Genomic DNA, 25861 nt, shown 5'->3' with positions numbered 1-25861 from the left:
AGCCCGCGCCAATCGGCGGGCCATACGGAGACATGCTGTGTTCGACCTTGCCGCCCATTGCGGTGCACGGGTCGGCGGTCTCCGGCCTTTCGCGTAAACGTCCCACGACGTTGGCGGCGGGCCGGCATCCGCCCCCGCCGTACCTCACCCATTCGACAGGAATGACGTCGATGCGCGCTCTCGCGCCATCGGCCCGAGACTCGTGGATACGATATGGACGAACTGGATATCGTCCGGGGCCTGATGCTCCGGACGGCGGGCGCGTTGCCCGCCACGGCACCGCTCGCCAAGGCGCTGCTGGAATGGGCGGAGCCGCATCGGCCCTGGCTGCTGCCCGAGATGGAAGGCGAATGGAACTGGGAAACCCTGCTCGCCGGTCTCAATGCCTCGCGCGACCTGCCGGTGCGGGTGGAGGCGCTCGCCCTCGCCGGTGCGCTGGCGCGGTTGCTGGGCTTCTCGCCGATCGATGCGGCGTTGCTGCACCTTATGGTCGCGTGCGACCGATTGCCTCGCGTTGGAGCACTGGCGCGATTGCTCAGTCGTCACGGGCGTGATCTGCCGCAACTGCTTGGCGAAATGGCCGGAGCCGAGGCGGAGGATGCCGAACGTACGGCACGCCGAGGAGCCGTCACGCGGCTGGGCCTCGCCTGCTTCACGGCAACCCGTGAGGGGGAGGCGGATGTCGAGATTCGCTGGACCTTGCAGCGCCTGCTCGACCGGGCTCCGGGAAGCGAAGAGGCGATGCTCGACACGCTGGTCGGCCGGCGGCAGGCTGCCACCCTGGGTCTGGACGCCTTCGGGCATGTCGAGCCGATCGACTTCCTCGTCCGGCTGCTGCGCGGGGCGCTGGGCGAGGGGGCGGCGGGGGTCAACATCCTGATCTACGGCCCGCCCGGCACCGGCAAGACCGAAGTGGCGCGTACGCTGGCCGCGGCGGCAGGCGCGGTGCTGCACGGCGTCGGCGAGGCGGACGAGGATGGCGAGGAACCGCTTCGGTGGGAGCGTGTCGCGGCGCTGGCCCTGGCGCAGCGTCTGCTCGGCGGACGGGGGCCGGCGGTGCTGCTGTTCGACGAGATGGAGGACCTGATCGGCGATGCCAGCCCATCCTCGGGCGGCGACTGGTTCAGTCGGCGCGAGGGCAGCAAGGTCTTCGTCAATCGGCTGCTGGAGGCGAACCCGGTGCCGGTGATCTGGACGACCAACGCGATCGGCAATGTCGATGCGGCGATCCTGCGGCGGATGAGCTTCGTGCTGCGCCTCGACCTGCCGTCGCGCGCGGCGGCGGCGGCGATGCTCGACCGGGTCGCGCGGGAGGAGCGGGTGACGCCGGGTCCGGGCTTCGCCACCCTGCTCGACGCCGCACCCGAGGCGGCGACGGTTCTGCGGATAGCAGCGCGTGCTGGCAAACTGGCCGGTGAAGAGGATGGCGGCACCGTCGCGGCCGAGGCACTCGTGTGCGCGTTGCGTGGCGGCACGTTGCCGCCACCGGGACCGGCGGCGTTCGACCTCGACCTGTTTGAAACCGATCGGCCGGTCGATCGCCTGTTCGCGGCCATGGCAGATGGTGGCGCCAGCGACGTCTCGCTGCTGCTGACCGGGCCACCCGGCACCGGCAAGACCGCCTTTGCACACCATCTAGCGCGCGCTCGACAGGCCGCTGCTGGTCAAGCGGGCATCCGACCTGCTGTCCAAGTGGGTCGGCGAGACCGAGGCGCAAATCGCCGACGCCTTCGCCGAGGCGCGGCGCCGCGAGGCGGTGCTGTTGTTCGACGAGGCGGACTCGCTGCTGTTCGACCGCAGTACGGCGCGGACCAGTTGGGAAGTCGGACAGGTCAACGAACTGCTGACGTGGCTCGACCTGCATCCGCTGCCGGTAGTTGCGGCGACGAACCACGAGGCGGCGCTGGATCCGGCGACATTGCGGCGGTTCGTCTTAAAGCTGCGGCTGAAACCGCTCGGCGCGGCGCGCGCCGCCGCCGCATTCCAGCGCTTCTTCGGAGAGCCCGCTCCGAGGTGCCTTCACGCCGTAGAGGGACTGACGCCCGGCGACTTCGCGGTGGTCGCGCGGCAGTTACGGCACTGGCCCGCCGCCGACGCGGCGGACCTTGTGGCGCGGTTGCAAGCCGAGGTGGCGGTTCGGCCCGGGATGTCGGTCAGACTGGGCTTTTGAACGGCGGACGCGTGGCAACCGTCACGCGTCCGCCACTCCGTCCAGCGCGTTGGAAGGCGGCTGGTTGGAGGAGCTAGAGCCGCCGGCGCGGCTCTAGCTGGACGGTATCGGGAGCGGCTTGAGACATCATGCAATGGCCGCAACTACGTCGGCACGGCGGTCGTGTGGGGCGAGGCTGGCCACCACTGATGCGAAGCCAAAAAGACATTGTGATCAAACGAGGTGACGGTCCAAGCATCCGTCCCATCCGCGAGCGCAGGCTCGGCGTGCCGAGGGTAAAGATGCCCATGAGTGCGACCAGCAACACTCTTTAGCTGAGACGTGCGGTCGCCTGCGTCATCAACGGCGCGACGATCAGCACGCCCATCACTCGGCCGATGACCAGATTGCGATAGGCGGTCGCGGTGGTCCGGACCGCGGCGCCGTCATAAGCGGTTTCCAGATTCACGATCTCGTGGTCGACGTCATGACGCGGTGCGCAAACGGCACCGCTGATCTGCACTTCGGTCGCAGGCGTTGCGGCGGCTCGCCGGTGCATATCCGACGATTGTGCATGCCATTTGCCTTGATCCCGACCTATTGCCTGCCCTACGGTGTTACGTGATAACATAACCATACAAAAGGGTTTGCCATGAGATCGTTCGCGATCGCAGTGTCCTTCGCCTGCGCGTTTTCGTCACCGCTTTCGGCACAGGATGCCGGTCAGGCCGCCGATCCGGAAGAGCCGGACACCGAACGGGGCGAGATCATCGTGACGGGCAGCCGCTTTGGCGGCCGCACCGCGACGCAATCCTCGACGCCGGTGGATGCCATCTCCCGCGAGGAACTGCAGCAGAGCGGCCGGGTCGACCTTATCCAGATGCTCAAGGTCCAGGTGCCGAGTTTCAGTGCGCCCCGGCCGCTTGCATCGGGCGTCGGCGACTTCATCCAGCCGCCATCGCTGCGTGGGCTGGGTGCGGGCGAACTACTGGTGCTGGTCAACGGCAAGCGTCGGCATACGACGGCGGATCTGAATTCGAGCAACGGCATCGGCCGCGGCGACGTCGCGGTCGACTTCAACGCCATACCGACGCTGGCACTGTCGCGGATAGAGGTGTTGCGCGACGGCGCGGCGGCCCAGTACGGCTCCGACGCGATCTCGGGCGTCATCAACATGATCCTGGACCGCTCCATCGGCACCCATGCCCAGGCAAGCTACGTGCAGACCACCCAGGGGGACGGCGATACTTATGAGGTTTCCGCCTCGACCGGGGTACGGCTTGGCGAGGAGGGCGTTTTTCGTCTCACCGCCGCCTATCAGGATCGGGGCGGGACCAACCGTGCCCGGCCGGATACCCGGCAGCAATATTTCGGACTGAATGCTGCCGGCCGCCCGGTTGCGCCATCGGGCAATTACGGGTCGGGCGTCGGCCTCACGCCCAGCAACGGTGCGCTCGACCCGCGTGAGGCGGCTTTCGATCGCAACGTCTTCCAGCAGGGCGATCAGCCGAGCCGCAACTACCAGCTCTTCTACAACCTCGTGGCACCGATGGCTGGTGGCGCCGAGCTGTACAGCTTTGGCGGGTATAACCGCCTGAACGGCGACATCCGGTATCTTTTCCGCCGGGCCGGGCAGGACGAAACCGTGCGCGCCCTCTATCCCGACGGCTATAGCCCCGGCCTCGCCACGCGCTTCGAAAATGTCTCCACGGCGCTTGGCCTGCGCGGCGACGATATGGCCGGGTTCGCCTGGGACCTTTCGACCGCCTATGGGCTCAGCACCGTCCGCACCAGCTATGTCGACAGCGTCAACGTGACGCTTGGCGCCGCATCACCCTCGCGTTTCTATCGGGGCGGCAGCGACTTCTATCAATGGACCAGCAACCTCGACTTCACCCGCGAAATCCCGCTGGGTGACGACCAGCCGCTGCGGATCGCGTTCGGGGCGGAGTATCGCGAAGAGGATTATCGGCTCTTCTCCGGTGCACCCGACGGTTATCGCAACGGCGGCGTGCTGATCCCCGATGGCCCCAATGCCGGCCGGCCGGGGCCGATCGGCTCCCAGCCCGGACCCAGCAACGGTCCCGATGATCGCGCGTCGATCGATCGCAACAGCGTTGCTGCCTATGCCGAGGTCGAAAAGCAGGTTTTCGAGCGCCTGCTTCTTTCCGGCGCGGTCCGGCACGAGCGATACTCCGACTTCGGCAACACGACCAATTTCAAGGTCGCCGGGCGCCTGGGGCTGTTCGGTGGGCTGGCGCTGCGCGGGTCCTATAACACCGGCTTTCGCGCACCGGCGCTGGCGCAGTCGGGCTACAACGCGTCGAACACGCTGATCCTGAACGGGACGCAGGCGATCGTGCGGGTCGCAGCGGTCGACAATCCCGCGGCGCGACTGGCAGGCGCGACCGATCTCAAGCCCGAAAAATCCCGAAACGTGTCGGTCGGGGCGGTGTTCGAAGCCCAAGGCTTTACGGCCACACTGGACGCGTATCGGATCAAGGTGCGCGACCGGATCGCGATTTCGTCGACGTTCCAGGATACGCGGCTGACCAACTTCCTGGCCGCCAATGGCCAGTCCGGCTTTGCCGCGCTGTCCTTCCTGACCAATGCGGTGGATACCCAGACGCAGGGTATCGATCTGGTGGTGAATTACCGGCACCGCTTTGGCGACGGCAGCCGGTTCAGCGGCACGCTGGCAGGCAATTACAACAAGACCCGCTTCGATCGGATCGCGGGCACGCCTGCGCCGATCGCCGCGCTGGGCATCACGACGCCGTTGTTCGACCTGACGCAGCAACTGCGCTTTTCGGACAGCCTTCCCCGCGACAAGGTGACCCTCGACCTCAACTATGCGCGCGGGCCGTTCACCCTGTCCGTCACCAACACGCGCTATGGAAAGGTTTCCACGGTGGCGCTGCTCAACCGGACACCGGCCCAGGTTGCGGCGCTGGTGCCCGGCTATGACGTGCAACAGGTGCCGGCTGCGAGCAATGCGGCCAATTCCGACATCATCCAGCGGTTCGGTGCCAAGGTGCTGACCGACGTCGAACTGGGCTGGCAGGCGACACCGGCCCTCCGGTTGAGCGCCGGTGCGCAGAACCTGTTCGACGTCTATCCGGACGAGAACATCGCCTCCACCGTTGCCAGCGTTGCCGCCGGCACCAACGGTTCCGACAATGCCGGCACGCAGCCCTATAATGCGATATCGCCTTTCGGTTTCAACGGGCGATCGGTCTTCGTTCGCGCCGGCCTCGCCTTTTGAACAGGGCGGGTGTCGGCGGCGGCGGCAGACCGGGCGCAAATGCCCAAGTGACACCGGCCGGCATCGACGATAACCCGCCAGCGTGATCGTCGTCCGGCATCTTCTGGCGCAACGCCGTCTTGCCGTGCTGATCTGCGCGGCGGCCTTGCTGCTGAAGCTGTTGGTGCCGGCCGGGTACATGATCGGGAACGATCACGGGGGCCTCGGCATCGTCATCTGCCCGGGCGCGGCACCGATGATGACGATGCCGGCCGGTGACGGCGCCATGGCGGCGATGCATGACACGGTGCCCGAGCAAGGGCCATCGAAGGAGCATGGCAAGTCCGAGATGCCATGCGCCTATGCGGGCCTGTCGGCGCAGATGCTCGGTGCCGTCGATCCGGTCGTGCTGGTGGCCGCGCTTGCCGTCGTGGCGGCGATGGCGCTGCTCCCGGCGCCGCGGCGCGTTCATCGATCCGCGCACCGTCTACGACCGCCCCTGCGCGGCCCTCCGCTCCCCCGCGACTGACGGTTGCGGGCGTCCGGTCTGACCGGACGCGGCCGCTGGCTTTCATGTGATCCGGCCCGCGCGCGTGGTGCGCGCCCGCGACGTTTCGACGGGCAGGCGGGGCCGGATTCCGGCCATGTTCGCTCTGGCCGGAATGTGGGGAATGGCATGTTTCGAGTTCATCGTCTGACAGGCGCGGCATCCTGCCTGCTGCTGTCCACGGCCGCCGTCGCGCAGGAGCGTGAGGCGTCCACCACCCGGCCCGATACGCAGGTCGCGATCGGCGGAGGCGAGATCGTCGTCACCGCCCGCGCGATGGCGCGATCGACCGCCAACGTGCTGACCTCGGTCGACGTGCTCGGCGGCGACGTGGCGCAGCGTCAGAATGTCGACAATGCGTGGGAGCTGTTCGCGCGGCTGCCGGGCGTGGTGCTGACCGATTTCAACCAGGGTACGACCTCCGGCCGCTTCTCGATCCGCGGCTTCAACGGCGAGGGCGAGATCAACGCCGTCAAGCTGCTGATCGATGGTGTGCCGTCCAACGACAATGCCGGGCGGATGGACTTCATCGACATGGTGTCGCCGCTCGACATCGCCTCGGTCGAACTGGTGCGCGGCACGTCCGACCCGCGCTGGGGCCTCCACGCCATCGCCGGCAGCGCGAACGTCAGGACGCGTACCGGCGGCACCTATCTCGACGCGCGTGGCATCGCCGGCGCGTTCGGCACCCGGGACGCGCAGCTCTCAGCCGGGGTCGAGAGCGGCCGGCTGAGCCAGAACTACCTCTTCGCCTATCGCCGGACCGCCGGATACCGCGACCATGCCGATCTCGACCGGCTGAACTTCGCGGGCAAGTGGTTCTACGACCTCGGGCCGGCCAAGCTCGGCGCGATCGTCCGCCACAGCCGCGCGGAGGCGGAAGAGCCCGGCTATCTGACCGATGCCGACGCGTATCGCGACCGGCGCCGGTCCTATGCGGTGTCGGAAACCGATGGCGGCACGCGCCGCTTGTCGCAATACAGCCTGCATCTCGATGCCGATCTTGCCGCCCGCCTGTCGCTGACCGCGGTCGGCTATGCCAACAGCATCGACGACAATCGCTATGTCCGTTTCTCCGCCGATGTCGCGCAGCAGCAGCGGCTGACCGACGAGCAGCAATATGGCGTCGTCACCGGCCTTCATTGGCATGCCGCCGACTGGCTGATGGCGGAAGCGGGCGGCGATGTGCAGTGGCAGCACAACCGGAGTTTGCGCTGGACCACCGACCGCCGCACCATCGTGGCGGCAACGCGCGACCAGGATTTCGACCTGACGGTCGGCGGCGCCTATGTGCAGGCGATCGTGACGCCGGTGCGCTGGCTGACGGTAACGCCGGCGTGGCGGATCGACCGGGTGGGCGGCTCCTATACCAACCGGCTGAACGGGGTCAGCTACCCCCTCAACGATTATGGCACGATCAGCCAGCCCAAGCTGTCGGTGGCGCTGACGCCGATCACAGGCATCACCGCCTATGGCAATTACGGGCGCACCTTTCAGATCGGTGCCGGCTCGGGCACGTTCGTCGTGCCGCCGCGGGTCCGCGACCTCGAAGCATCGATCAACGAAGGTTTCGAGGCCGGGATAAAGCTTGCACAGGGCCGCTGGCTGACCGCGCGCGCGGCGGTGTGGCAGCAGACCGCCAGCGGCGAGCTGCGCCGGCGCCTGAACGATCCGTCGGGCGAGTTCGACAATCTGGGCGAAACCCGCCGCCGCGGCTTCGACCTGGAGGCAAGCGTGCAGCCGGTATCGGGCCTTTCCGCCTGGGCAAGCTGGTCGCACCAGAAGGCGGTGATCCGCGTCGCCGATCCCGCCGCGCCGCTGACCGCCGGCAACGAGATCGATCACGTTCCCCGCAACGTCTACACCGCCGGCATCGAATGGGCGCCGGCTGCGCTTCCATGGCGCGCTTCGCTATGGGGCAATGGTCAGTCCGCCTACGAACTGAACACGGCGAACAGTCAGGGGCGCTATGGCGACTATTTCCAGGTCACCGCCGAGATCGCCTATCGGCTGACCAAGGCGATCGAGGTGTCGACGCAGATCCGCAACCTGACCAACGACCGTTATGAATATGTCTGGTTCGACGGGGTCCAGCGGCTGCACGCGCCCGCCGATCCGCGCAGCCTGTTCGCATCGGTACGGGCGCGCTTCTAACGCCCGATAGGGGCGAGGGCGTCGCCACCGCTCGGGCCGACCGGTTCGTGGCTGGGCGGTGGCTGCGGCCTCAATCCTTGCGGATCAACGCCTTTGCCTGTTCCGCGGCGGTGGCGGTCGTTGCCTCGCCCGAGCGGATATCGTCGGCGAGCAGCATCAGCTCGTGCGCGGTAACCGATCCGGTGTCGGCGACCTCGCCCAGCGTCAGGCTGTTCTGGGCCGCGATACGTGCATCCCATGCGGCACGCACGATCGCCCAGTAATCTCGGGTCCGCGCCCAATAGTCATCGGCGGCTGCGATCCGGAAATCGGTGGCGGGGACATAGGTGTTGACCACATATTCATGAACAAAGGTGGTGGCGCGCCCATCCTTGCTGCCGATCTTGGCGTTATCCTGTTCATGGACCCAGCCGCTTGGCGTCAGGACATGGCGATTGGTGCCGAGATAATGGTCATAGGGTACGCCGCGCGTCGCATCGCGGCGTGCGAGCGGGCGGCGCGTTTCTTCACTGGTCCAGCGGGTGGCGCCGTCATCATATCGCCAGCGGCCGATCGCGCCGTAGCGCGGCGAATCGTCGGTCTGCCACACGGTTTGCGACCAGGCGCCGCGACGCTCCCGCTTCGGCACGGGGCGCAAACGCCATTGACCGGGTGCGACATAGGTGAGCACGCTGGCCGGCTGGTACGTCCAGTCCTGCCGCCAATGCTTTACGACCATCGTCTGGCCATTGCCGTCGTCGACCACCAGCAGGTGCTGCAGCACGATGTGGTCGGGCGTATCGACGATCGCGTGGACGACTTCGTGGCCGCCGCTGAGCTTGGCCGGGTAGGGGGTGTAGCCGGCGACGAGCGGCGTCGTTTCGCGCATGTCGAACGTCACCTTGAAGGTGCCGGCCATCGCCATGATCGCGGCATGGTCGCGGGTGCGGTCGGCATATCGGGCCTGTTCGGTCTGGGCGGTGGCAGGGGCGGCAAGCGCAAAGGGGGAAACGGCGAGCGCGAACGCGAGCAGGAAGCGGGTCATCGAGCGATCCTCTAGAAGCTGAAGGACAGGGAGGCGCCGGCGTTGCGGCCCGGCTGCGAAAAGGCGTCACGGATGGTGGAGGTGGCAGACAGGCCGCGCACGTCGCTCCACCAGAAATACCGGCGGTCGGTGATGTTGAAGACGCCCACCCGCAGCGTCGCGCGCTCCATGACGCGCAGCGAGGCGGTGGCGTCGAACACCCAGAAGCCGTCCGGCGTGAAGCAGGTGGTGGTCGCCGTGTTGCAGGTGTTGTTGGTGTCGGACAGGTCCTTGCCCGCCGAATGGGTGGCAACGACTTCGGCACGAAACGGGCCACCATCCGGCTGGTAGAACAGGCCTGCCACCAGCTTGAGCGGCTCGATACTGTCGAGCGGCCGCGTGCCGGCGATGCCGTTGGTCCGCATCGTGCCCTTGGCATAGGATGCCGCCGCGCGGATGCCGACGCCGACCGGCAGGCGGGCCTCGCCACGCGCTTCCAGCCCCTCGATCCGGACCCGGTTCCAGTTGACGAACTGGAAGGTAGCCGGATCGGCAAAGTTTCCGAATTGTCCGCCAACCTGTTGCTGGTCGATGAAGTTGCGGAAATGGCTGCGAAAGGCGGTGCCGCTGAGCGACCAGTGGGCCCCGTTCAGGCGGATGCCCCCCTCAACGCTGCGGCTCGTCTCCGGCTTCAGGTCGGGATTGGGGATCGAGCGATAGGCTTGGGCAAGATTGGCGAAGCCGTTGTTCACCTGGTTCGGCTCGGGCGGCTTGAAGCCCTGGCCATAATTGGCGAACAGCCGCACCATCTCGGTCAGCTTCGCCACCGCGCCGATCCGCGGCGTCCATTTCGATCCGGACTGACCGCGCGGGGCAAAGCCGGTGAACAGCGGATCGGTACGCGGGTCCAGCCGGTAATGGTCGTAGCGGATCGCCGGAAACAGCGTCAGCAACCCGTCGGCGACCGCGATCTCGTCCTGCACGAATAGCCCGAACAGCGTGTAATCGGTGGTAGGAAATGCGCGCGTGGGATAGGTTTCGCCCGCCGGCGGCACGGTGCCGTCGCGCACACCCGTCTGGCGGGTATGCGAATAATCCGTGCCATAGGCGAACAGATGGGTGAGGGGGCCGGTTGCGGCGCGGCTTTCCAGTTGCAGCGTGCCGCCATAAACGCGGTTGTCGAAGGTGTTGATGCGGATACGATCCACCGCTGTGTTCCGATCCTCCCAACCGGTCTGCACCGTGCCGCTGTCCTGAATGAAGGCGGCGGCGCGGATGCCGCTGACGATGCCGTCTCCGGTATAGCGATAATCGATCGTGCCGCGGTCGCGCGCCGCGGTGTCGCGTGCGTGCAGGCCGCGAACGGCGGTGGGGGCCGCCAGGCCGGCGGCGGATGGCCTGGTGATCGCGCTCAGCACGTCGGTTTCAACTACCGAGCCAAAGCGTTCATAGGTCGCGCGCACCCGGCTGTGGTCGTCCGGTGTCCAGACGACCCGCGCCAGCAATGCGTCGGACTCGATATCCTGCGGATTGGGGGTGGTACGGTCGGTGTCGGCGCTGTCGTTGCGGCCCTTGTTGTCCAGCGCATGACCGTCGCGGCGGGTATAGGCGAGCATCGCCTGCACGTCGCCTTGCTGACCGGCGAGTACGAAACCCTTGGTCCAGCTATCGTCCGACCCGTCATAGCCGAGGCGTAGGCCGCCGCCGACCTGCTCGCCGCCGCGCAGGAAATCCTGCGGGTCCTTTGTGATGAAGCTGACCGCGCCTGCGACCCCGTCGCTCCCGTAGAGGGCGGACGCGGGGCCACGCAATATCTCCACCGAGCGAACGAGATCGAGATCGACATAGTCGCCGCGTCCCACCGATTGCGCGCCGAAGCTGAAGGCGTCCGGTACCCGCACGCCGTCGACGGTGATAAGAACGCGGTTGCCCTCCAGCCCGCGGATGTTGAAGCCGCTGTTGCGGTCGCGCCCCGTCGCGGCACCCGCCGCGGTGAAGCGTGCCGGTGCACGGCGCACCGCGACGCCGGGTTCGTAGCGGACCAGATCCTTGATGTCGGTGATCAGCCGGTCGTCGATCGTCTTTGCGTCAATGACCGATACGGTTTGCGGCACGTCCTCGACCCGTTTTTCGCTGCGCGTGGCGGTGACGGTGATCTCTGCACCGGGTTCACCGCTCGCACTCGGCTGGACGACCTGTGCCGCGAGTGGCGCAGCCGCAAGGATAAGTCCCGCAACGGCCGTGCCGCACAGGAGGTACGCATGGTTCATAGTGCCTTCCCCTTTACCTAATCAAGTAATGAGAATCACTATCACTAGCAAGAGCTTTCGGTGCACCGTGTGGGTGGCCGCCGCCGGTGGTCGTCATCGGTCATGGACGGGACGTTGCTCGGAGGGCTACCTCTGCCCGGCATCCGTGTCGGTAGGATCAGCCACCGCCGTGGCGGCTGCTCGGCAGATGTCCGAACCGCTCGCGATACCGCTTGGCGAAGTCGCTCATGTGAACGAACCCCCAGCTCGCCGCCACCTGACGGATCGTCTCGCTTTCGGAGAGGCGAAGTTGCGCATGCACCCGGTCGAGACGCCGTGCGATGATGTAGTTGATCGGCGTGCAGCCCATTTGCTGCTTGAAGGCGATTTGCAGCGCACGCACGCTGATGCCGGCGGCTTCGGCCAGATCGCGGATGGCGATCCGCTCGCGCAGATGCGCTTCGATATAATCGACCGCCTGCCGGACCGCGCGGCCGGTCGCGGTGGGAATGTGCAATGAGGATCCGGTACCGATCATCGGCCAGCTTCCGGCGAGTTGATAGAGCAGCACCTCCTGCAACAAGGGGAGCATCAGGTCGATCGGGCCTGCCGCCGTGGACAGATGCTGGCGCAGGGCGGTGACCGTAGAGCGCACCGCGCGCAACCCGGTGGTGTCGAGATCGACCACCGTTTCGAACTGCGGCAGCATCGTCGTCTCGGCGCCGAACAATGCACGGCAGGCGTCCAGAACGGCACTGCGGCTGACGGTCGCGCTGATCGCGGAAAAACCCGGCGTGGCCTGTTCACGCCGCATCACGTCGAACGAGGTGAGCAGCGCCTGTGCCGGGCTTACGATCACGTCCGCGCCGTTCTGGTTGATCCGGACCATGGCCCCGGCCTCGACGAACCGGATCGTGACGAGTTCGGCCGTCATCATCGGGCTGGTGATGAAGCCGGTCCGGCTCTGCGTTTCCCAGACGCTGAGGGTTTCGCTCTGGCTGCCCTGGAACGCCAGATGGACGCTCCGGCCCTGAGTCGCGAAGCTGACCGCGATGCCGCCGCTCGCGTTCAGGCGTTCCAGCTGATCCGGGCTGGTGACGCTGTGGATGAAGCCGGCTTGCGGCCGCCACCCGATCGACACTCCGTCATCCGCCGCCTGAGCATCGATCCTGTTGCTGTCGATCTTACTTGACATGTGATATATATGCACCACTGGGTCAGGTTGTCATGCAAAGATTGCGAAGGCGTTCGTAACGCCGCCGCAATGGTGACGAGGTGGCGGACGGCTACCATGTCAATATTGCGAAGACGTGTTTACCGCCATCGCGATCGATAACTGTAAACTGTTGATATTATCTCACTTTTGCCGGTTGTCGCCTTCAATGGCACCCGGATTTGCTTTAAAAGTCCGATTATCGACTGCCATTTCGGGGCAATCGTCGGACGGAGGAGTATTCGGGAAATGGCAAGTCGTGACGTCGCCGTCGCGCATATGCGCAAAGCGTTGGCGATCCTCGACGCGGAGTCGAGCGATGTGGCGGCATGTCACGTGCAGCTTGCGATCGATCTCATTCTCGCGCCGCGTTCCGGTTCGCTCGACACGGGGTCTTTGGCCGCTGTCGCGACGTCGGCGGCCGCCTGAATGTTGCGGCATCCGGACCGGATCCAGGCATTCTACCCGGGGATTGCTCGGCAGGACCTTGGCAAGATCTCAGGACATCATGGCTTGCGGACCAGCGCAGCCAGCGAAATCAAGAGCGTGTTCACGATGATCCGCAGCAACTGTCACACCGATTTGGCGGAAGATCATGAGTTGGCGACCGAAAAGGTCGACACGGCTCTGGATGTGCTGAGCCATTTCGACGGTTCGATCTTCAGGGGTGACGGATGCTGGGCGGATCCGTCCGCCGCCTTGCGCGCGATCCGCGAATCCATCGCACTCCTGCAAAGCGCCGAGGCGATTGCACTACGCGGGCTGAGGGCGAAATCGGCCGGCCCGGACCGCGACACGATCCCGGCCTCCAACGAAGGGGCGCGGTCGCTGCTGCCAGGATGACTGCGCCGCCTGGCGGTGGCGGGGTTCGGCAACCGCCGACCCCGCCACCGTCGCGACGCGGTTTATTCGCCGGTCAGATGCGCCTGGGCCGCAGCCTTGGCCTCGCTGGCGTTCTTCGGCTTGCGCGCAGGAGCGGCGCCGGCCTTGCGACCAAGGCCAATCTTGTGGGCCATGGCGCGGCGGCTTTCCGAATAGGTCTCGGCGACCATCGGATAATCCGGCTTCAGGCCGAAGCGTTCGCGATAGGCTTCCGGCGTCAGCCCGTTGGTCTTCAGGTGGCGGCGCAGCGTCTTGTACGGCTTGCCGTCGATCATCGAGATGATGTGATCCTTCGACGCGAGCGACTTTCGCACCGAAACGGCGGGCGTATAGTCCTGCGTGTCCGGCTGCGCGGTGTCCTGCACCGTGCCGCTGGCAAGCTGTGCCACCGTGTCGTGCATCGTGCGCAAGAAGGCCGGCACGTCTTCCGCCGAAACCCGCGTGTTGGAATTGCCAAGCCAGGCGACCGTCAGTTCCGTTGCCAATTCTACCGTGTTGAACACGTCGTCCGCCATATCAAGTCCTTGCATCGTGGGAGTTCGATTGGGTCGAGTTAATTACAATCTCAAGCTAAGCAAGTGTTTTGCGAAGAGTTTTTGTCAAAATGCGACAGGATTGGGACGCGGCTTTGCTGATGTCCGCGATTGGGATAAGGCGGGGGCATGGCTGTTATCGGAACACGGATCGACGAAACGGGCATGCTGATCCGCGATGGCGGCGGCTTCTACCTGCGGCGTGATCTCGGCGGCCGCTATCTGCTGGCACTGCCGCGTACACCGGTCGATCTGGTGGAGAAGCGGGTGCGGCTTGTCGGCACGCTGGTCGGCGTCGATCTGGTCGATGCCGACGGCGTCGCGCCGGCGTGACCTGCCGCCCGTTCTGACACCGGTTCTCCGCTACCTGCGATAGCCATCTGTCGCCAAGCCGCATTTTGCCCGCTAAAGGCGGCGCCCCAATTGGAGACGATCATCATGAACAATGCCGAACTCGCCGAAACGCTTGTGACCAATCATGGCCTGACCAAGGCCGATGCCCGCAAGGCGGTCGACGATCTGATGGCCGCCATCGTGGCCGCCGCCGCCAAGGGCGACGAGGTGTCGCTTTCCGGCTTCGGCAAGTTCAAGATCAAGGACAGCCCGGCGCGCGAAGGCCGCAACCCCGCCACCGGCGAGACCATCCAGATCGCCGCTGCGCGCAAGCTGACCTTCGTGCCGGCCAAGGCGGTCAAGGACGCGCTGAACGGCTGAACCGGACCGGCGACCGCGCGGGGCTCCTCGCGCGGTCGCCCGTTTTCCGTTACTTCCCGTCCGGCGCGACGCCGAGCTGGTCGAGCATGAACGCCTGCCACTCGGCGTTCTGGCGATAGCGTTCGAACCGGCCCGACTTGCCGCCATGCCCCGCCTCCATGTTGGTGCGGAAGAGGAGCGGATTGCTGTCGGTCTTGCGCTCTCGCAGCCGGGCAACCCATTTCGCCGGCTCGTAATATTGCACCTGGCTGTCCCACAGGCCGGTGCCGACGAACATCGCCGGATAGGCCTTGGCCGCGACATTGTCGTAGGGCGAATAGCTCAGCATATAATCGTAGAAGGGCTTTTGCGCCGGATTGCCCCATTCGTCATATTCGAAGGTGGTGAGCGGGATCGACGCGTCGAGCATCGTCGTCACCACGTCGACGAACGGCACCTGCGCGACGATCACCTTGTAATCGGCGGGTGCCATGTTGGCGACCGCGCCCATCAGCAGCCCGCCGGCGCTGCCGCCCATCGCCGCGACCCGGTCCTTGGCGCCATATTTCTGCGCGACGAGATAACGCGTCACGTCTATGAAGTCGGTGAAGCTGTTCTTCTTGTTGAGCAGATGGCCGTCATCATACCAGCCGCGCCCCATTTCCTGCCCGCCGCGGATATGGGCGAGGGCGTAGACGACGCCGCGATCGAGCAGGGCGATGCGCCCGGCATCCACCGCCGGGTCCATCGATATGCCGTAGCTGCCATAGGAATATTGGAACAGCGGGGCGGTGCCGTCGCGCGCCACGCCCTTCTTGTACACCACCGATACGGGGATGCGCGTCCCGTCGCGCGCCGGCGCCCATAGCCGTTCGGTGACGTAGTTCGCCGGATCATAGCCCGGCACCGGCGCGACCTTCAGCACCCGGCGCGCGCCCGTCTTCGCATCGACCTCATAGGTGGTCGTCGGCGTCTTGAGCGAGCCGTAGCTGTAGCGCACGACGCGCGCGCCGGGCTCCTCGTTGACCGACAGCGCCATCTGATAGGCGGGCTCGTCCGCCTCGACGGCGGTCGACCGCCCCTGCGCGTCCAGCAGGCGGATCATCCGGTTGCCGCCCTCGCGCTGGTTGATCGCGACAAAGCCGTCAAAGGGCTTGAAGTCCTCGATGAACACGCTGTCGCTTGGCCGTGTCAGGTCCTGCCACCCGGCGACGCCCCCGGCGATCTGCGCATCGGCGAAGGTGACCAGCTTGTAGTTCTTGGCCGCGCGATTGGTGCGGATCACCCAGCGGCCACCGGCATGATCGGCACTGTAGCGGAATTCGCGCGCGCGGGGCGCCAGCACGGTGAAGCGCGTCGGATCGCCCGCCGGGGCACAACGCTGTTCGTCGCTGACCGTGCTCTGCACGGTGATGCAGGCGTATCGATCGTCCATCGTGCGCATGATGCCCATCTGGAAGGTGTCGTCCTTCTCCTCGTACAGCAGGCGGTCGGCGCTGACCGGGGTGCCCAGCACATGCGCCATCACCCGGTAACCGCGCAGCGTGACGGGGTCCTTGGCGATGTAGAGCAGGGTGCGGTTGTCGTCCGCCCACACGATGTTGGGCTCCACATTGGTGATCGTGTCGCTCAGCACGCGGCCGGTGGCGAGATCCTTGACCTTCAGCACATATTGGCGCCGGCCAACGACATCCTCGGCCCATGCGACTAGTTTATTATCGGGGCTGACCTGCCATTCGGACAGGGCGAAGAAGCTGTGGCCTTTGGCCATCGCCGGCTGGTCGAACATCAGTTCGGCCGGGGCGTCCGGTGCGCGGCGCCGTTCGACCACCGGATAATCGGCACCCGTGGCGAAGCGCGTCTGATACCACCAGCCATTGTCGCGGTAGGGGACGCTGCTGTCGTCCTGCTTGATGTGCGACACCGTCTCTTCGTACAGCCGGGCCTGCAGCGGCTTGAGCGAGGCCAGCCGCGCATCGGCATAGCTGTTCTCCGCATTCAGATAGGCGAGCATCTCCGGATTTTTGCGGCTGTCGTCGCGCAGCCAGTAATAATCGTCCTCGCGCACGCCGTTGGGCGACGTGACCTGATAGGGCTTCTTGGCCGCGCGCGGCGCTTCCTGCGCGGTGGCGGCGACGCCGATCATCGCCGCACCTGCCACCATCAACCTCATCATCGCTGCGTTCCCCTTGTTCCGGAACGCCAAGGCTAGGCGCGGCATCGCCCGGCCGCCAGCAGGAAAATGGCGGCCGGGGTGGCGTCGTCAGGGGCGAGGCTTACGGCCCGACATCGGCAGCGTCCGACTTGACGCGCAGCGCCTTGCCCGCCTTGAACCCGAGCGCGGAGCCGATGCGATCGTCCCAGCCATAGGGATCGTTGCGCACGATCGGCTCGCCGGCCTCGTCGAACAACACCGTGTGGTAGAGCATGCGGACCGGGATCTGGCGCGGCAGCTTGACGAACGTCTCCTTGCCCGTCGCCCGTGCCTTGTGCCACTCGTCCAGCACGCCCTCGTCACGGGCAAGCATCTCGGCAAAGCCGAGCGCATCCTCCACCCGCACGCAACCATGGCTGCGCTGGCGCTGTACCATGTTGAACATCGCCTTGGCCGGGGTGTCGTGCAGATAGATCGCATGCTCGTTCTGCATGTCGAACTTGACCAGTCCGAGCGAATTCTTCGGACCCGGCTGCTGCACGATCCAGCCATCCTTCCAGGCCATGTTGTTCGCCCGAAGATAACCGGCGCCCTTGCTCGCCAGCTCCTTCTTCTGGATCGAACGGGGCACCGTCCAGGTCGGGTTCGCCACCAGCCGGAAGATGGGGGAGCCGAGTTGCGGCGTTTCGGTATCCGGCTCGCCGACGACGACCTTGCGGCTGTCGACGATCTTGCCATCGCGCCAATAGGTCAGGCGTGCCGCGGCCAGGTTCACGTCGATCCGGGTGGCGGGCGGATTGCGGTCCAGCCAGCGTACCCGCTCCATGGCGATCGCGATGGCGCGCGCGCGGTCGAGGTCGGACATGTTGAGGATGGCCAGCGCCTCGTTGCCGATCAGGCCATCGGGTTTCATCCCGTAATCCGCCTGCATCGTGCGCACGGCCGCGACCATCGCCGGGGTATAGCGATCCCCTTGCGCACCCTCGGCCGGCAGATAGTCCAGCACCACCAGTTCGCGGGCGATCGCCGGAATGCGCGGATCGACCGCGTTCGGCTCGATCGCCTCGCCGGTGCCGGCGATGGCGGGTGCCGGACCGTCCGGCTGGCGGCTCAGCTTGCGATAGGCCGCCGACAGCCGCTTGTAATTGGCGTCGGTGGGCGCCAGCCCGTTCAGCCAGCCACTGATGTCGCCGGCGCGCAGCGCCGCGGCCAGACCGGCGCGCAGATCCGGATCGGGCCGGGGCACGGTATAGACCTCGTATAATTTGGTCGGATCGGTTGCGCCGCGTGCCAGCGCGCCGGCAAAATCCAATGCCTGCTTGGTCAGGGCGGCATTGTCCGAACCGCTCGCGGCGAAGGGCAGGTGATCCAGGCCGTGATCGGCACGCGCGGCGATGGCGTCGCGCAACTGCTTGCTCGTCCGGTCGCTCCACTGTGCGGGTTGTGCCGCCTCGCTCGCATTCGACCCCGCCGTCTGCTCCGCCGGCTGCGTGTTGCAGGCGGCGAGCAGCAGGGCCAGCGCTACCGAGGTCCCGATTTTCGAATGTCCGATTTTCGAATGCCCGATTATCGAATGCACGTGTTTCTCCGCCAATGGTCGCCGGGGGAAACGCGCGACCTGGCCACTCGGCTCCCGCGACGGAAACGCGTCCGTAACGAAACTGTCGCGGCTTTGACCTTTGGGTGACACGCATACCGGTTAGCCGCCCGGCAAAGGGCGCCAAGCCAATGGCGCCAAAGGGGAATTTACTCGATGGTGTCTCTTCGCAGCCTGTTTCGGGCATCGGTTTCGCTCGCCCTCTTCACGGGCACGGCTGGCATGGCCCACGCCCAGTCTGTGACCGCGCAGGATGAACGCACGGGCGGGAGCGATGCCGATGCGACCGGCGAGGATATCGTCGTCAACGGCTCCTATGCCCGCAGCCTGTCGGCGGCCGCGGAAACCAAGCGCCGGGCGGCTTACGGCGTCGATTCGATCAGCTCGACCGATATCGGCAAATTCCCGACCCAGAATGTCGCGGAGGCGTTGCAGCTCGTACCCGGCGTCGCGATCACGCGGCCGCGCGGCGAGGGGCTGTATGTCAGCGTTCGGGGGCTCGGGCCGCAATTTCAGAACACGCTGATGAACGGTCGCACCGTCGCCCTAAACGACCTTATCGAAAATGGCGGCGCCGCTGGGCGCCAGTTCCGCTTCGAAATGCTGCCGGCCGAATTCACCAGCAGCATCGATGTGGTGAAGACGCCCACCGCCGACATGAGCGAGGGCGCGCTGGGCGGCAATATCGACGTCAAGACGTTCCGCCCGCTCGACGTGGGCAACCGGACCACGCTGAACCTGCGCGGCACCTACACGACGCAGACCGAGAAGGTGAAGCCCAACGCGACGATCCTGACCAGTGCCAGGAGCGCGGACGGCAGCTTCGGCATCCTTGCCGGCGCGCAATATTGGGGCAAGGCGGTACGCAACGACCGCTTCATGAATTTCGGTTGGCTGCTCGATCGCTACACCGCTGCCGCCGCCGGCGGACTACCCACCGGCCTTTATTCGCCCACCCGTACCCGCCCGACGGTGGAGACCGAGGATCGCAAGCGCGTGTCCGGCATCGTGTCCGCCCAGTGGCGCCCGACGCCTGAGCTGGAGACCACGCTGGATGTGATCGCGACGCGGCTGGATGTCGCCTATGACGAATTCGGGCTCGACATCTATCCCGACGATCCCGGCACGTCGGTGGTGCCCGGATCGGTCGTGCGCGACGGCGACACGATCACCCGCGCGACGATCAACCGCGTCCGCTTCATGGCCTCGCGCGAATACAGCCTCAACCGGCACGACCTGCTGACGATCGGGCTGAAACAGACCTGGAACCCGGATCGCTGGCACCTGTCGGCCAATGTGAACTGGTCGGCCGCGCACAGCTTCCATCCCGATTACCGGACCGGCACGGTGCGCAGCCGCGCGGTGTTCAACGCGCCGCTGACCTATGACGCCTCGGGCGGGTACAAGGTGCTGCCCGTCTTCACCACGCCGGTCGATCCCACGGTTGCGGCCAACTACACCCTCTACCCCTTCAACATCGCACCCAAGGACAGCAAGGACTGGGACAGCTATTCGCGGGTCGACGTGGCGCGCGACATGGGCGGCGTGCTGGCCAAGCTGGCGGCGGGTGCCGAATATCACTGGCGCAAGCGCGACTATTTCCGGCGCGACTATAACGTCAATCCGGCGGCGAATACGCCGCTCACGTCGCTCGGTGCGGGGGCGTTCGAACAGATGCCGTTCAACGATTTTCTGAAGGATGTCGGCGGCGCGGTGCCGCGCAACTGGCTGGTGCCGGTGACGGGCGCGTTCGTGAACGCCTTCTTCACACCCGCGGTGGAGAACGCGCCGCTGACGCTGGGCGATCGCCGTTCGTCCTTCGTGGTGACGGAAAAGATCGCGGCGGGCTATCTGCGCGCGGATTACGAGCTGGGAATGATCAGCGGGAATGTCGGCGTGCGCTACGTCCACACCGATCAGGTGGCGAGCGGTACGCTGACCAGCGGCACCACCGCGACGCCGGCCAGTTTCCCCAAGACGTTCAACAACGTGCTGCCCAGTTTCAACCTGCGTGCCGACCTGTCCGCCACCCTGGTCGGCCGCCTGGCCGCCAGCCGCGTCCTCACCCGCCCCAACGTCACCGACAGCGCCCCGCGCATCACCGTGTCGACCGACGCCCCCACCGCCAGCGGCGGCAACCCCGAACTCGTCCCCTTCCTCGCCACCCAGTTCGACGGCTCGCTGGAATGGTACTTCGCCCCCTCCGGCCTCCTGTCCGGCGCCATCTTCTACAAGGCGATGGACGACTATATCACGCAACAGAACCTCAACATCGACATCCCCGGCCGGGGCACCGTCCGCCTCGCCACCCAGGTCAATGGCGGCAATGCCAAGGTCTACGGCGCCGAGGTCGCCTACAGCCAGGTATTCACCTTCCTGCCCGCGCCGTTCGACGGCTTCGGCGTGCAGGGGTCGTACACGCACACCTCGGTCAAGGCGGATTATACCGCCGGCTCGCGTACCATCCGCGACCAGCTGATCGGCTTGTCCAAGAACAGCTTCAATCTGGTCGGCTTCTACGACAAGGGGCCCTTGTCGGCGCGGCTTTCCTATGTCTGGCGTGACCGGTACCTGGCGGGAACCGGCAGCACGGTACAGGCGCCGACCTATGTTGCGCCCTTCGGATCGCTGGACGGCAACCTGTCCATCCGCGTCACCGACGCCGTGACGCTCAGCCTCGAAGGGATCAATCTCGCCGGCGCGCGGCAGAACAGCTACAACGACGACCGGCTGCGCTTTGGCGAGATCAACTATTATGGCCGCACGATCCTGTTCGGCGCGCGGGCGGCATTCTGATGATGAAGCGCGCACTTCTTGCCCTTTGCGCACTGGGAGCGGTGGCGGCGGGCGAGCCGCCCGCGCGGATGAACGACATCCAGGTCGTCGGCTCGCACAACAGCTTCAAACGACGCATTCCCGCCGCGGTGATGGCGGAGTTGCGGCGGCGCGAGCCGAAGCTGGCGGACGGGCTGGATTACGATCACCTGTCGATCACCGAACAGCTCGACCGCGGGGTGCGCCAACTGGAACTGGACATCTTCGCCGACCCGGATGGCGGCCGCTATGCCGATCCCAGGGGCGAGGCGCTGGCAAAGGCGGCGGGGGAAAAGACGGGCTTTGACCGGGCGGCGATGCTGCAACCGGGGTTCAAGGTGTTCCATATCCCCGACATTGATTATCTGTCCGGCTGCGTCACCTTTCGCCGCTGCCTGGCGGAAATCGACGCGTGGTCGCGCGCCCACCCCGATCACCTGCCGATCATGGTCACGATCAACGCCGCCGACCAGCCCTCCGGCCGCCCGGGCATCACCGACCCGCTCCCGCTGACCGCCCCCTTGCTCGACGCCCTCGACCGCGAACTCCTCGCCGTCCTGCCCCGCGACCGCCTGATCACCCCCGACACCATACGCGCCCACGCACCAAGCTTACGCCACGCAATACGCACCCGCGGATGGCCCACAGTATCTGCCGCGCGAGGCCGGTTGTTCTTTCTCCTCGACGTCCGGCCCGCGGTGGGCGAACTGTACCGCGCCGGCCATCCTTCACTGGCCGGGCGGCCCATCTTTGGCTGGTACGACGTGGGAGATCCGGATGCTGCGGTGGCGATCGTCCAGGATCCGCTGGTGGACGGCACGTTGATCCGGCGTTTGGTGAAGGACGGCATGATCGTCCGCACCCGCACGGATGCCAACACGTTAGAAGCGCGAGCGGGCGACTATCGCAAGGCTCGAGCCGCAATTGCTAGCGGTGCGCAGGCTGTCAGCACGGATTATTATCCGGGCGCCCCGACGCGCATAGGGCGAAACTTCACGGTGACGTTGCCCGGCGGGGTGATGGAGCGGTGCAATGCCTTGCTGTTGTCGGGGCATCGTCATGTGGGGAAAGACTGCCGGTGAGGTGAGGCGACAGCGCGCGTTCATGTTGAGGATGCAAAGGGCGCGGGTGCCATGGCGGTGATTGCGCATGTCTGCCGAGCGGCAGATGAGGCAGGTCACCATATGGTGTCGCCGGTAAGCGCGAAGGGACCCGATGCTGAACACGATGATGATGCTGGCGCTGTCGATTGCTGCCGCAGCGACGAGCGTCCAGGGCAGCAATCCGACGCAAGGTGGGGCGTGCGAGGCGGGGACTGGGCAGCGGGTCATGGTGACGGTGCGAGGGCTGAAGGGGGCGACGGGGATGGTGCGCATCCAATTGTACGACGGCCCCGGATTCCTGAAGAAAGGCACGTGGTTGAGCCGTGTCGAGGCGAAGGCGAATCGGTCGGAGATGACGATGTGCATCGCCGCGCCTCGCCCCGGACAATATGCGATCGCGGTGCGCCATGACGCGAACGGCAACGGCAAGTCCGACTGGAACGACGGGGGCGGCTTCTCACGCGATCCCAAGCTGTCGCTGCTCAACCTGAAGCCGAGCTTCGACAAGGTGGTCGTCCCGGTCCATGTCGGCACCACCAATGTCGTGGTGACGATGAACTACCGGCAGGGATTGAGCATCGGGCCGGTCGATTGAGCGGTGCCATGAATCTCTGATCTTTCCCGCCGCCAACTTTGTGCTAACAGGCGCCGGCATGACAGGATTCAAAGTTCCGAGCTTCCAGGATCGCGCCGCCGCGGCGCGTGAAGCAAAGCAGCGCGCGTTGGAGAAGATGCGCAACAAGCCCGTGGTCGATGCGGCGGTCGTGGCAGAGCGCCTGGCAGCGGCCGAGGCGAAGGAGGCGGCAGCGGCCGAGCGACGGGCCGCCCGACAGGCCGAGATCGAGCAGAAAAAGGCGGCAAAGGAAGAGCTTCGCGCCAAAGCCGCCGCCGAGGCCGCGGAAGCCGCCGAGCGCGCCGCAGCCGCGCGCCGGCCCGCACCGCCGCCCGTCCTGCCCACCCCGGCCGAATTGAAAGCCGCGCGCGATGCGCGCTATGCCGCACGCAAGGCACGCCAGCGGGGATGACCCCCCGCGAGCTGATCGGCGTTGCCGAGGTGCCCGGGGGACCGCCGCTCAGGCTGTTCCGCCGGGGCGGCGACTTCATGATCGTGCTCGAACGCAACGAACTGATGAGCACGCGCATGAGCGGGTCCGAGGTCGCACTCGGCACAATGACGTGCGAGCGGTTGCGCGGACATCCCGCGCCGCACCTGCTGATCGGTGGATACGGCATGGGGTTCACGCTGCGCGCGGTGTTGGGGCTGCTGGGCGGGCACGCGCGGGTGACGGTGGCCGAGCTGGTGCCGGGCATCATCGAATGGGCGCGCGGGCCGATGGCGGCGATGACCGACGGATGCCTGGACGACCCCCGCGTCACGCTGGCGATGGGCGATGTGGCCGAGGCCATCCGCGCCGGCGTCGGGCGATATGACGCGATCATGCTGGACGTGGATAACGGGCCGGACGGCCTGACCCGGCCAGCGAACGACGGCATCTACACGCCGGGGGGACTGGCCGAGGCCCGCCGTGCCCTGCGCCCCGGCGGGGTGCTGGCGATCTGGTCTGCGGGTGCGGACGCGGCGTTCACGCGGCGGCTGGGGCAGGCGGGGTTCGCGGTCGATGAGGTGCGGGTGAAGGCGCGCGACAACGGCAAGGGGCCGACGCATGTGATCTGGTTCGCGCGGCGTTAGACCGGGACGGCTTCATTCTGATTCGCTGAGACGCACGGCGATGTGTCTCTCGATACGTCGTCTCGATACACGGCTTTGCCGCCATTCGGCGATCGATCGAAACCGAGGGTAGGGATGCATCAAGCCGATGTCATCTGATCCGAGGTCGTGAACTCATAAACGACCGCTGTCGGTAACCCGCCTGAATGTCTGAGATTGGTAGGTTAGCTGCCGGTCCGCTTTCGGGCGCACATAAGGGTAAGCGGACGTTTTGGCCGCGAGGGCCGCTGCGCACCCTGATTGCGGCGCGCAGCGGCCCTTGACCGGTCAGAGTCACAAACCGGTCGACGAGCCGAATACGTTCTTCAGCAGCCTTTGCCGTGGTTGGCCGCCATGATCACGTGGAAAGCTCTGTACGTCGTCACATGCCAGCTATTATCCTAGCTTGACGGCATGCAGCCCGGTCGACGTGGAAATAGTAAGATACCCGTCTGGCGTGAGGGCCAGTTCGCCCCCGAAGGACGTTCTCCAAACTACCGGATAGCTGCTGTCGTTTAGGTCCACCGCATATGTCGTAGTCGCACTCGACACGAACAAATGGCTGTCGGTCAACACCACGTTACCGGTCAGGTTAACAGGCCCACCAACGTCAATCGAGCCGGACACAAGACCCGTCGCCACGTCGATCAAGTCCACGATCCTGCTGGACGAGCGAATGGCGAACAGCCGGTTTCCACGAACAGCGGGTTGGCCAGTGTAACTGTAGCTCGTACGCCAAATCGCTCTGTCAGCTGTAAGCGAAAAGGCTGCAAGCGGAAGCGATTGGCTATATGAATAGTTGTCTATGAACGTGAAGATCCGGCCGTTGCCGTCAAGAACCGGAGCTCCCTGGTATCCGCCGAAGTAACTTAGCCCATTCTTCGAAAAGAACGGGTTTTCCAATGCCTTCACCAAGGCGCCGTCGCGCCCGAGCACTACAAGAGACCCGCCCTTGAAGAAGTAAACGTAATTCTCGTCTACGGCAACGGACTCACCTTCCATCACATAGCCACCATAGGAGCCGGTGGCTTCCGTACGCCAAAGCCTGTCGCCACTGATCGCATTCGCAGCGAAGACGACGTTCCCGTAATAGCCCGACGCGAAGAACAGTTCGTCGCCAACCGCAGTTACGGCACTGCCATCGCTGTGCTGTGCATCATAGTTCGGCGCGCTGACATATCCGCCAGTAGTGGCGTTGATAACTTGGAGAGGATTTGCACTCGACGTCGAGTTCGACGGCATGGATGCTACCCGGTCATTGGCGTAGGAGGGCGCGTAAGGGCGCCTGCTCGCGGCGTAGCTGCCCCCACCGACGTCATATGCCCATAGCGTCGCGCCACTCGCGGTCGAAACCGCGTGTGTGTAGACGTGGCCATCCGTATGCGCGACATTGAAGAACACGCTTCCCGGCCGCGCTGCGACGCCGCTGGGAGCGTAAGGCGTTGCGATCGTCCAGGCGTCCGCAAAGCTTGCAGTCGAGTAGCTCGCCGGCAAATATCCGGTGTGTCCGGCATCGCCCTGAAAGGTGGACCAATTGGCGTCGCCAACCGTCAGCTTGACGGGCAACTGCTTGGTCGATCCTGGATAGACGGTCGCGCAATCCGCCGATGTGCAAAGGCGGAACGTCACGTTGGCGCTCGACTGACCTTTCGGTGCGGAAGCCAAGCTTTTGATTGTGACTTCGAACAACCCGTCGCGTCCAACCGGCGCTTTTGCCAGCGCGACATAATTACCGCTTACCGTAACATCCGGCACAACCGGCATCGAACTGCTGCCTGTGTAAGTCGCCGTGAATGTCGACCTAGCCGACTGCCGAG

At 65.8% G+C, this 25861-nt stretch carries 21 protein-coding genes and 1 pseudogene; 14 read left to right on the top strand and 8 right to left on the bottom strand.

The window, feature by feature from the left end; genetic code table 11:
* Positions 1 to 213: 213 nt before the first annotated feature.
* Positions 214 to 1200: pseudogene (locus OXR08_RS18715) on the top strand (AAA family ATPase); the annotation flags it as partial.
* Between the two features lie 457 nt (positions 1201 to 1657).
* Positions 1658 to 2170 carry an ATP-binding protein gene (locus tag OXR08_RS12030; RefSeq protein WP_346731905.1) on the top strand — a complete coding sequence of 171 codons (513 nt, stop codon included), beginning with the start codon at positions 1658 to 1660 and terminating at the stop codon, positions 2168 to 2170.
* 310 nt (positions 2171 to 2480) lie between these two features.
* Here OXR08_RS12030 and OXR08_RS12025 read toward each other — a convergent pair whose 3' ends face one another.
* Positions 2481 to 2708 carry a hypothetical protein gene (locus OXR08_RS12025; RefSeq protein WP_267350142.1) on the bottom strand — a complete coding sequence of 76 codons (228 nt, stop codon included), beginning with the start codon at positions 2706 to 2708 and terminating at the stop codon, positions 2481 to 2483.
* A 93-nt stretch (positions 2709 to 2801) separates the two neighbouring features.
* On the opposite strand from OXR08_RS12025, the gene OXR08_RS12020 reads away from it, so the two are divergent.
* The 3 genes from OXR08_RS12020 to OXR08_RS12010 all read left to right on the top strand — a co-directional run bounded on the left by OXR08_RS12020 (position 2802) and on the right by OXR08_RS12010 (position 8094).
* Positions 2802 to 5414, top strand: a complete 2613-nt coding sequence (locus tag OXR08_RS12020) for a TonB-dependent receptor (protein ID WP_267350140.1) — start codon at positions 2802 to 2804, stop codon at positions 5412 to 5414.
* An 82-nt stretch (positions 5415 to 5496) separates the two neighbouring features.
* On the top strand, positions 5497 to 5922 hold the full coding sequence (locus tag OXR08_RS12015; RefSeq protein WP_267350138.1) for a DUF2946 family protein: 426 nt from the start codon (positions 5497 to 5499) through the stop codon (positions 5920 to 5922).
* Positions 5923 to 6069: 147 nt separating this feature from the next.
* Entirely contained in the window at positions 6070 to 8094 is a 2025-nt protein-coding gene (locus OXR08_RS12010) for a TonB-dependent receptor (RefSeq protein ID WP_267350136.1), read from the top strand.
* Positions 8095 to 8164: 70 nt separating this feature from the next.
* Here OXR08_RS12010 and OXR08_RS12005 read toward each other — a convergent pair whose 3' ends face one another.
* The 3 genes from OXR08_RS12005 to OXR08_RS11995 form a co-directional block, all read right to left on the bottom strand.
* Positions 8165 to 9118, bottom strand: a complete 954-nt coding sequence (locus tag OXR08_RS12005) for a DUF6607 family protein (protein ID WP_267350134.1) — start codon at positions 9116 to 9118, stop codon at positions 8165 to 8167.
* A gap of 11 nt (positions 9119 to 9129) precedes the next feature.
* A complete protein-coding gene (locus OXR08_RS12000; protein WP_267350132.1) occupies positions 9130 to 11367 on the bottom strand; it encodes a TonB-dependent hemoglobin/transferrin/lactoferrin family receptor in 2238 nt (745 codons plus the stop codon).
* Between the two features lie 157 nt (positions 11368 to 11524).
* Positions 11525 to 12541, bottom strand: a complete 1017-nt coding sequence (locus OXR08_RS11995) for an AraC family transcriptional regulator (RefSeq protein WP_267350130.1) — start codon at positions 12539 to 12541, stop codon at positions 11525 to 11527.
* A gap of 168 nt (positions 12542 to 12709) precedes the next feature.
* On the opposite strand from OXR08_RS11995, the gene OXR08_RS11990 reads away from it, so the two are divergent.
* Positions 12710 to 12988 carry a hypothetical protein gene (locus tag OXR08_RS11990; protein ID WP_267350129.1) on the top strand — a complete coding sequence of 93 codons (279 nt, stop codon included), beginning with the start codon at positions 12710 to 12712 and terminating at the stop codon, positions 12986 to 12988.
* Entirely contained in the window at positions 12989 to 13402 is a 414-nt protein-coding gene (locus OXR08_RS11985; RefSeq protein WP_267350128.1) for a hypothetical protein, read from the top strand. It begins immediately after the preceding gene.
* A gap of 62 nt (positions 13403 to 13464) precedes the next feature.
* On the opposite strand, the gene OXR08_RS11980 is transcribed toward OXR08_RS11985, so the two are convergent.
* Positions 13465 to 13956 (bottom strand): MucR family transcriptional regulator, encoded by a 492-nt coding sequence (locus OXR08_RS11980; RefSeq protein WP_112382762.1) that lies wholly within the window; start codon positions 13954 to 13956, stop codon positions 13465 to 13467.
* A 147-nt stretch (positions 13957 to 14103) separates the two neighbouring features.
* Between OXR08_RS11980 and OXR08_RS11975 the strand changes: the two genes are divergently transcribed.
* Both OXR08_RS11975 and OXR08_RS11970 read left to right on the top strand, forming a co-directional pair.
* A complete protein-coding gene (locus OXR08_RS11975) occupies positions 14104 to 14307 on the top strand; it encodes a DUF5818 domain-containing protein (RefSeq protein ID WP_267350124.1) in 204 nt (67 codons plus the stop codon).
* Positions 14308 to 14412: 105 nt separating this feature from the next.
* Positions 14413 to 14688, top strand: coding sequence for an HU family DNA-binding protein (locus OXR08_RS11970; protein ID WP_112382917.1), 276 nt, complete (start codon positions 14413 to 14415; stop codon positions 14686 to 14688).
* 49 nt (positions 14689 to 14737) lie between these two features.
* Here OXR08_RS11970 and OXR08_RS11965 read toward each other — a convergent pair whose 3' ends face one another.
* On the bottom strand, positions 14738 to 16843 hold the full coding sequence (locus OXR08_RS11965; RefSeq protein ID WP_267350122.1) for a S9 family peptidase: 2106 nt from the start codon (positions 16841 to 16843) through the stop codon (positions 14738 to 14740).
* 100 nt (positions 16844 to 16943) lie between these two features.
* Positions 16944 to 18401 (bottom strand): L,D-transpeptidase family protein, encoded by a 1458-nt coding sequence (locus tag OXR08_RS11960; RefSeq protein WP_267350120.1) that lies wholly within the window; start codon positions 18399 to 18401, stop codon positions 16944 to 16946.
* 240 nt (positions 18402 to 18641) lie between these two features.
* On the opposite strand from OXR08_RS11960, the gene OXR08_RS11955 reads away from it, so the two are divergent.
* The 5 genes from OXR08_RS11955 to OXR08_RS11935 all read left to right on the top strand — a co-directional run bounded on the left by OXR08_RS11955 (position 18642) and on the right by OXR08_RS11935 (position 24026).
* Positions 18642 to 21215 carry a TonB-dependent receptor gene (locus OXR08_RS11955; RefSeq protein ID WP_267350118.1) on the top strand — a complete coding sequence of 858 codons (2574 nt, stop codon included), beginning with the start codon at positions 18642 to 18644 and terminating at the stop codon, positions 21213 to 21215.
* Positions 21215 to 22315 carry a Ca2+-dependent phosphoinositide-specific phospholipase C gene (locus tag OXR08_RS11950; protein WP_267350116.1) on the top strand — a complete coding sequence of 367 codons (1101 nt, stop codon included), beginning with the start codon at positions 21215 to 21217 and terminating at the stop codon, positions 22313 to 22315. The genes OXR08_RS11955 and OXR08_RS11950 overlap by 1 nt, the downstream gene beginning before the upstream one ends.
* A gap of 133 nt (positions 22316 to 22448) precedes the next feature.
* On the top strand, positions 22449 to 22931 hold the full coding sequence (locus tag OXR08_RS11945) for a DUF2141 domain-containing protein (RefSeq protein ID WP_267350114.1): 483 nt from the start codon (positions 22449 to 22451) through the stop codon (positions 22929 to 22931).
* Between the two features lie 58 nt (positions 22932 to 22989).
* Entirely contained in the window at positions 22990 to 23361 is a 372-nt protein-coding gene (locus tag OXR08_RS11940; protein WP_112382766.1) for a DUF6481 family protein, read from the top strand.
* The gene (locus OXR08_RS11935; RefSeq protein WP_267350112.1) at positions 23358 to 24026 is read left to right on the top strand and encodes a spermidine synthase; all 669 of its coding nucleotides are present in this window, start codon (positions 23358 to 23360) and stop codon (positions 24024 to 24026) included. The genes OXR08_RS11940 and OXR08_RS11935 overlap by 4 nt, the downstream gene beginning before the upstream one ends.
* A gap of 414 nt (positions 24027 to 24440) precedes the next feature.
* Here OXR08_RS11935 and OXR08_RS11930 read toward each other — a convergent pair.
* Positions 24441 to 25861: PQQ-binding-like beta-propeller repeat protein (locus tag OXR08_RS11930; protein WP_267350110.1), on the bottom strand; the 1421-nt coding region annotated here is incomplete at its 5' end.

The organism is Sphingomonas sp. GM_Shp_2, from assembly GCF_026540875.1.
Classification (GTDB): Bacteria; Pseudomonadota; Alphaproteobacteria; order Sphingomonadales; family Sphingomonadaceae; genus Sphingomonas; species Sphingomonas carotinifaciens.
Note: the sequence above shows the minus strand (reverse complement) of the source record. Positions and strands in the feature narration are given on the sequence as shown.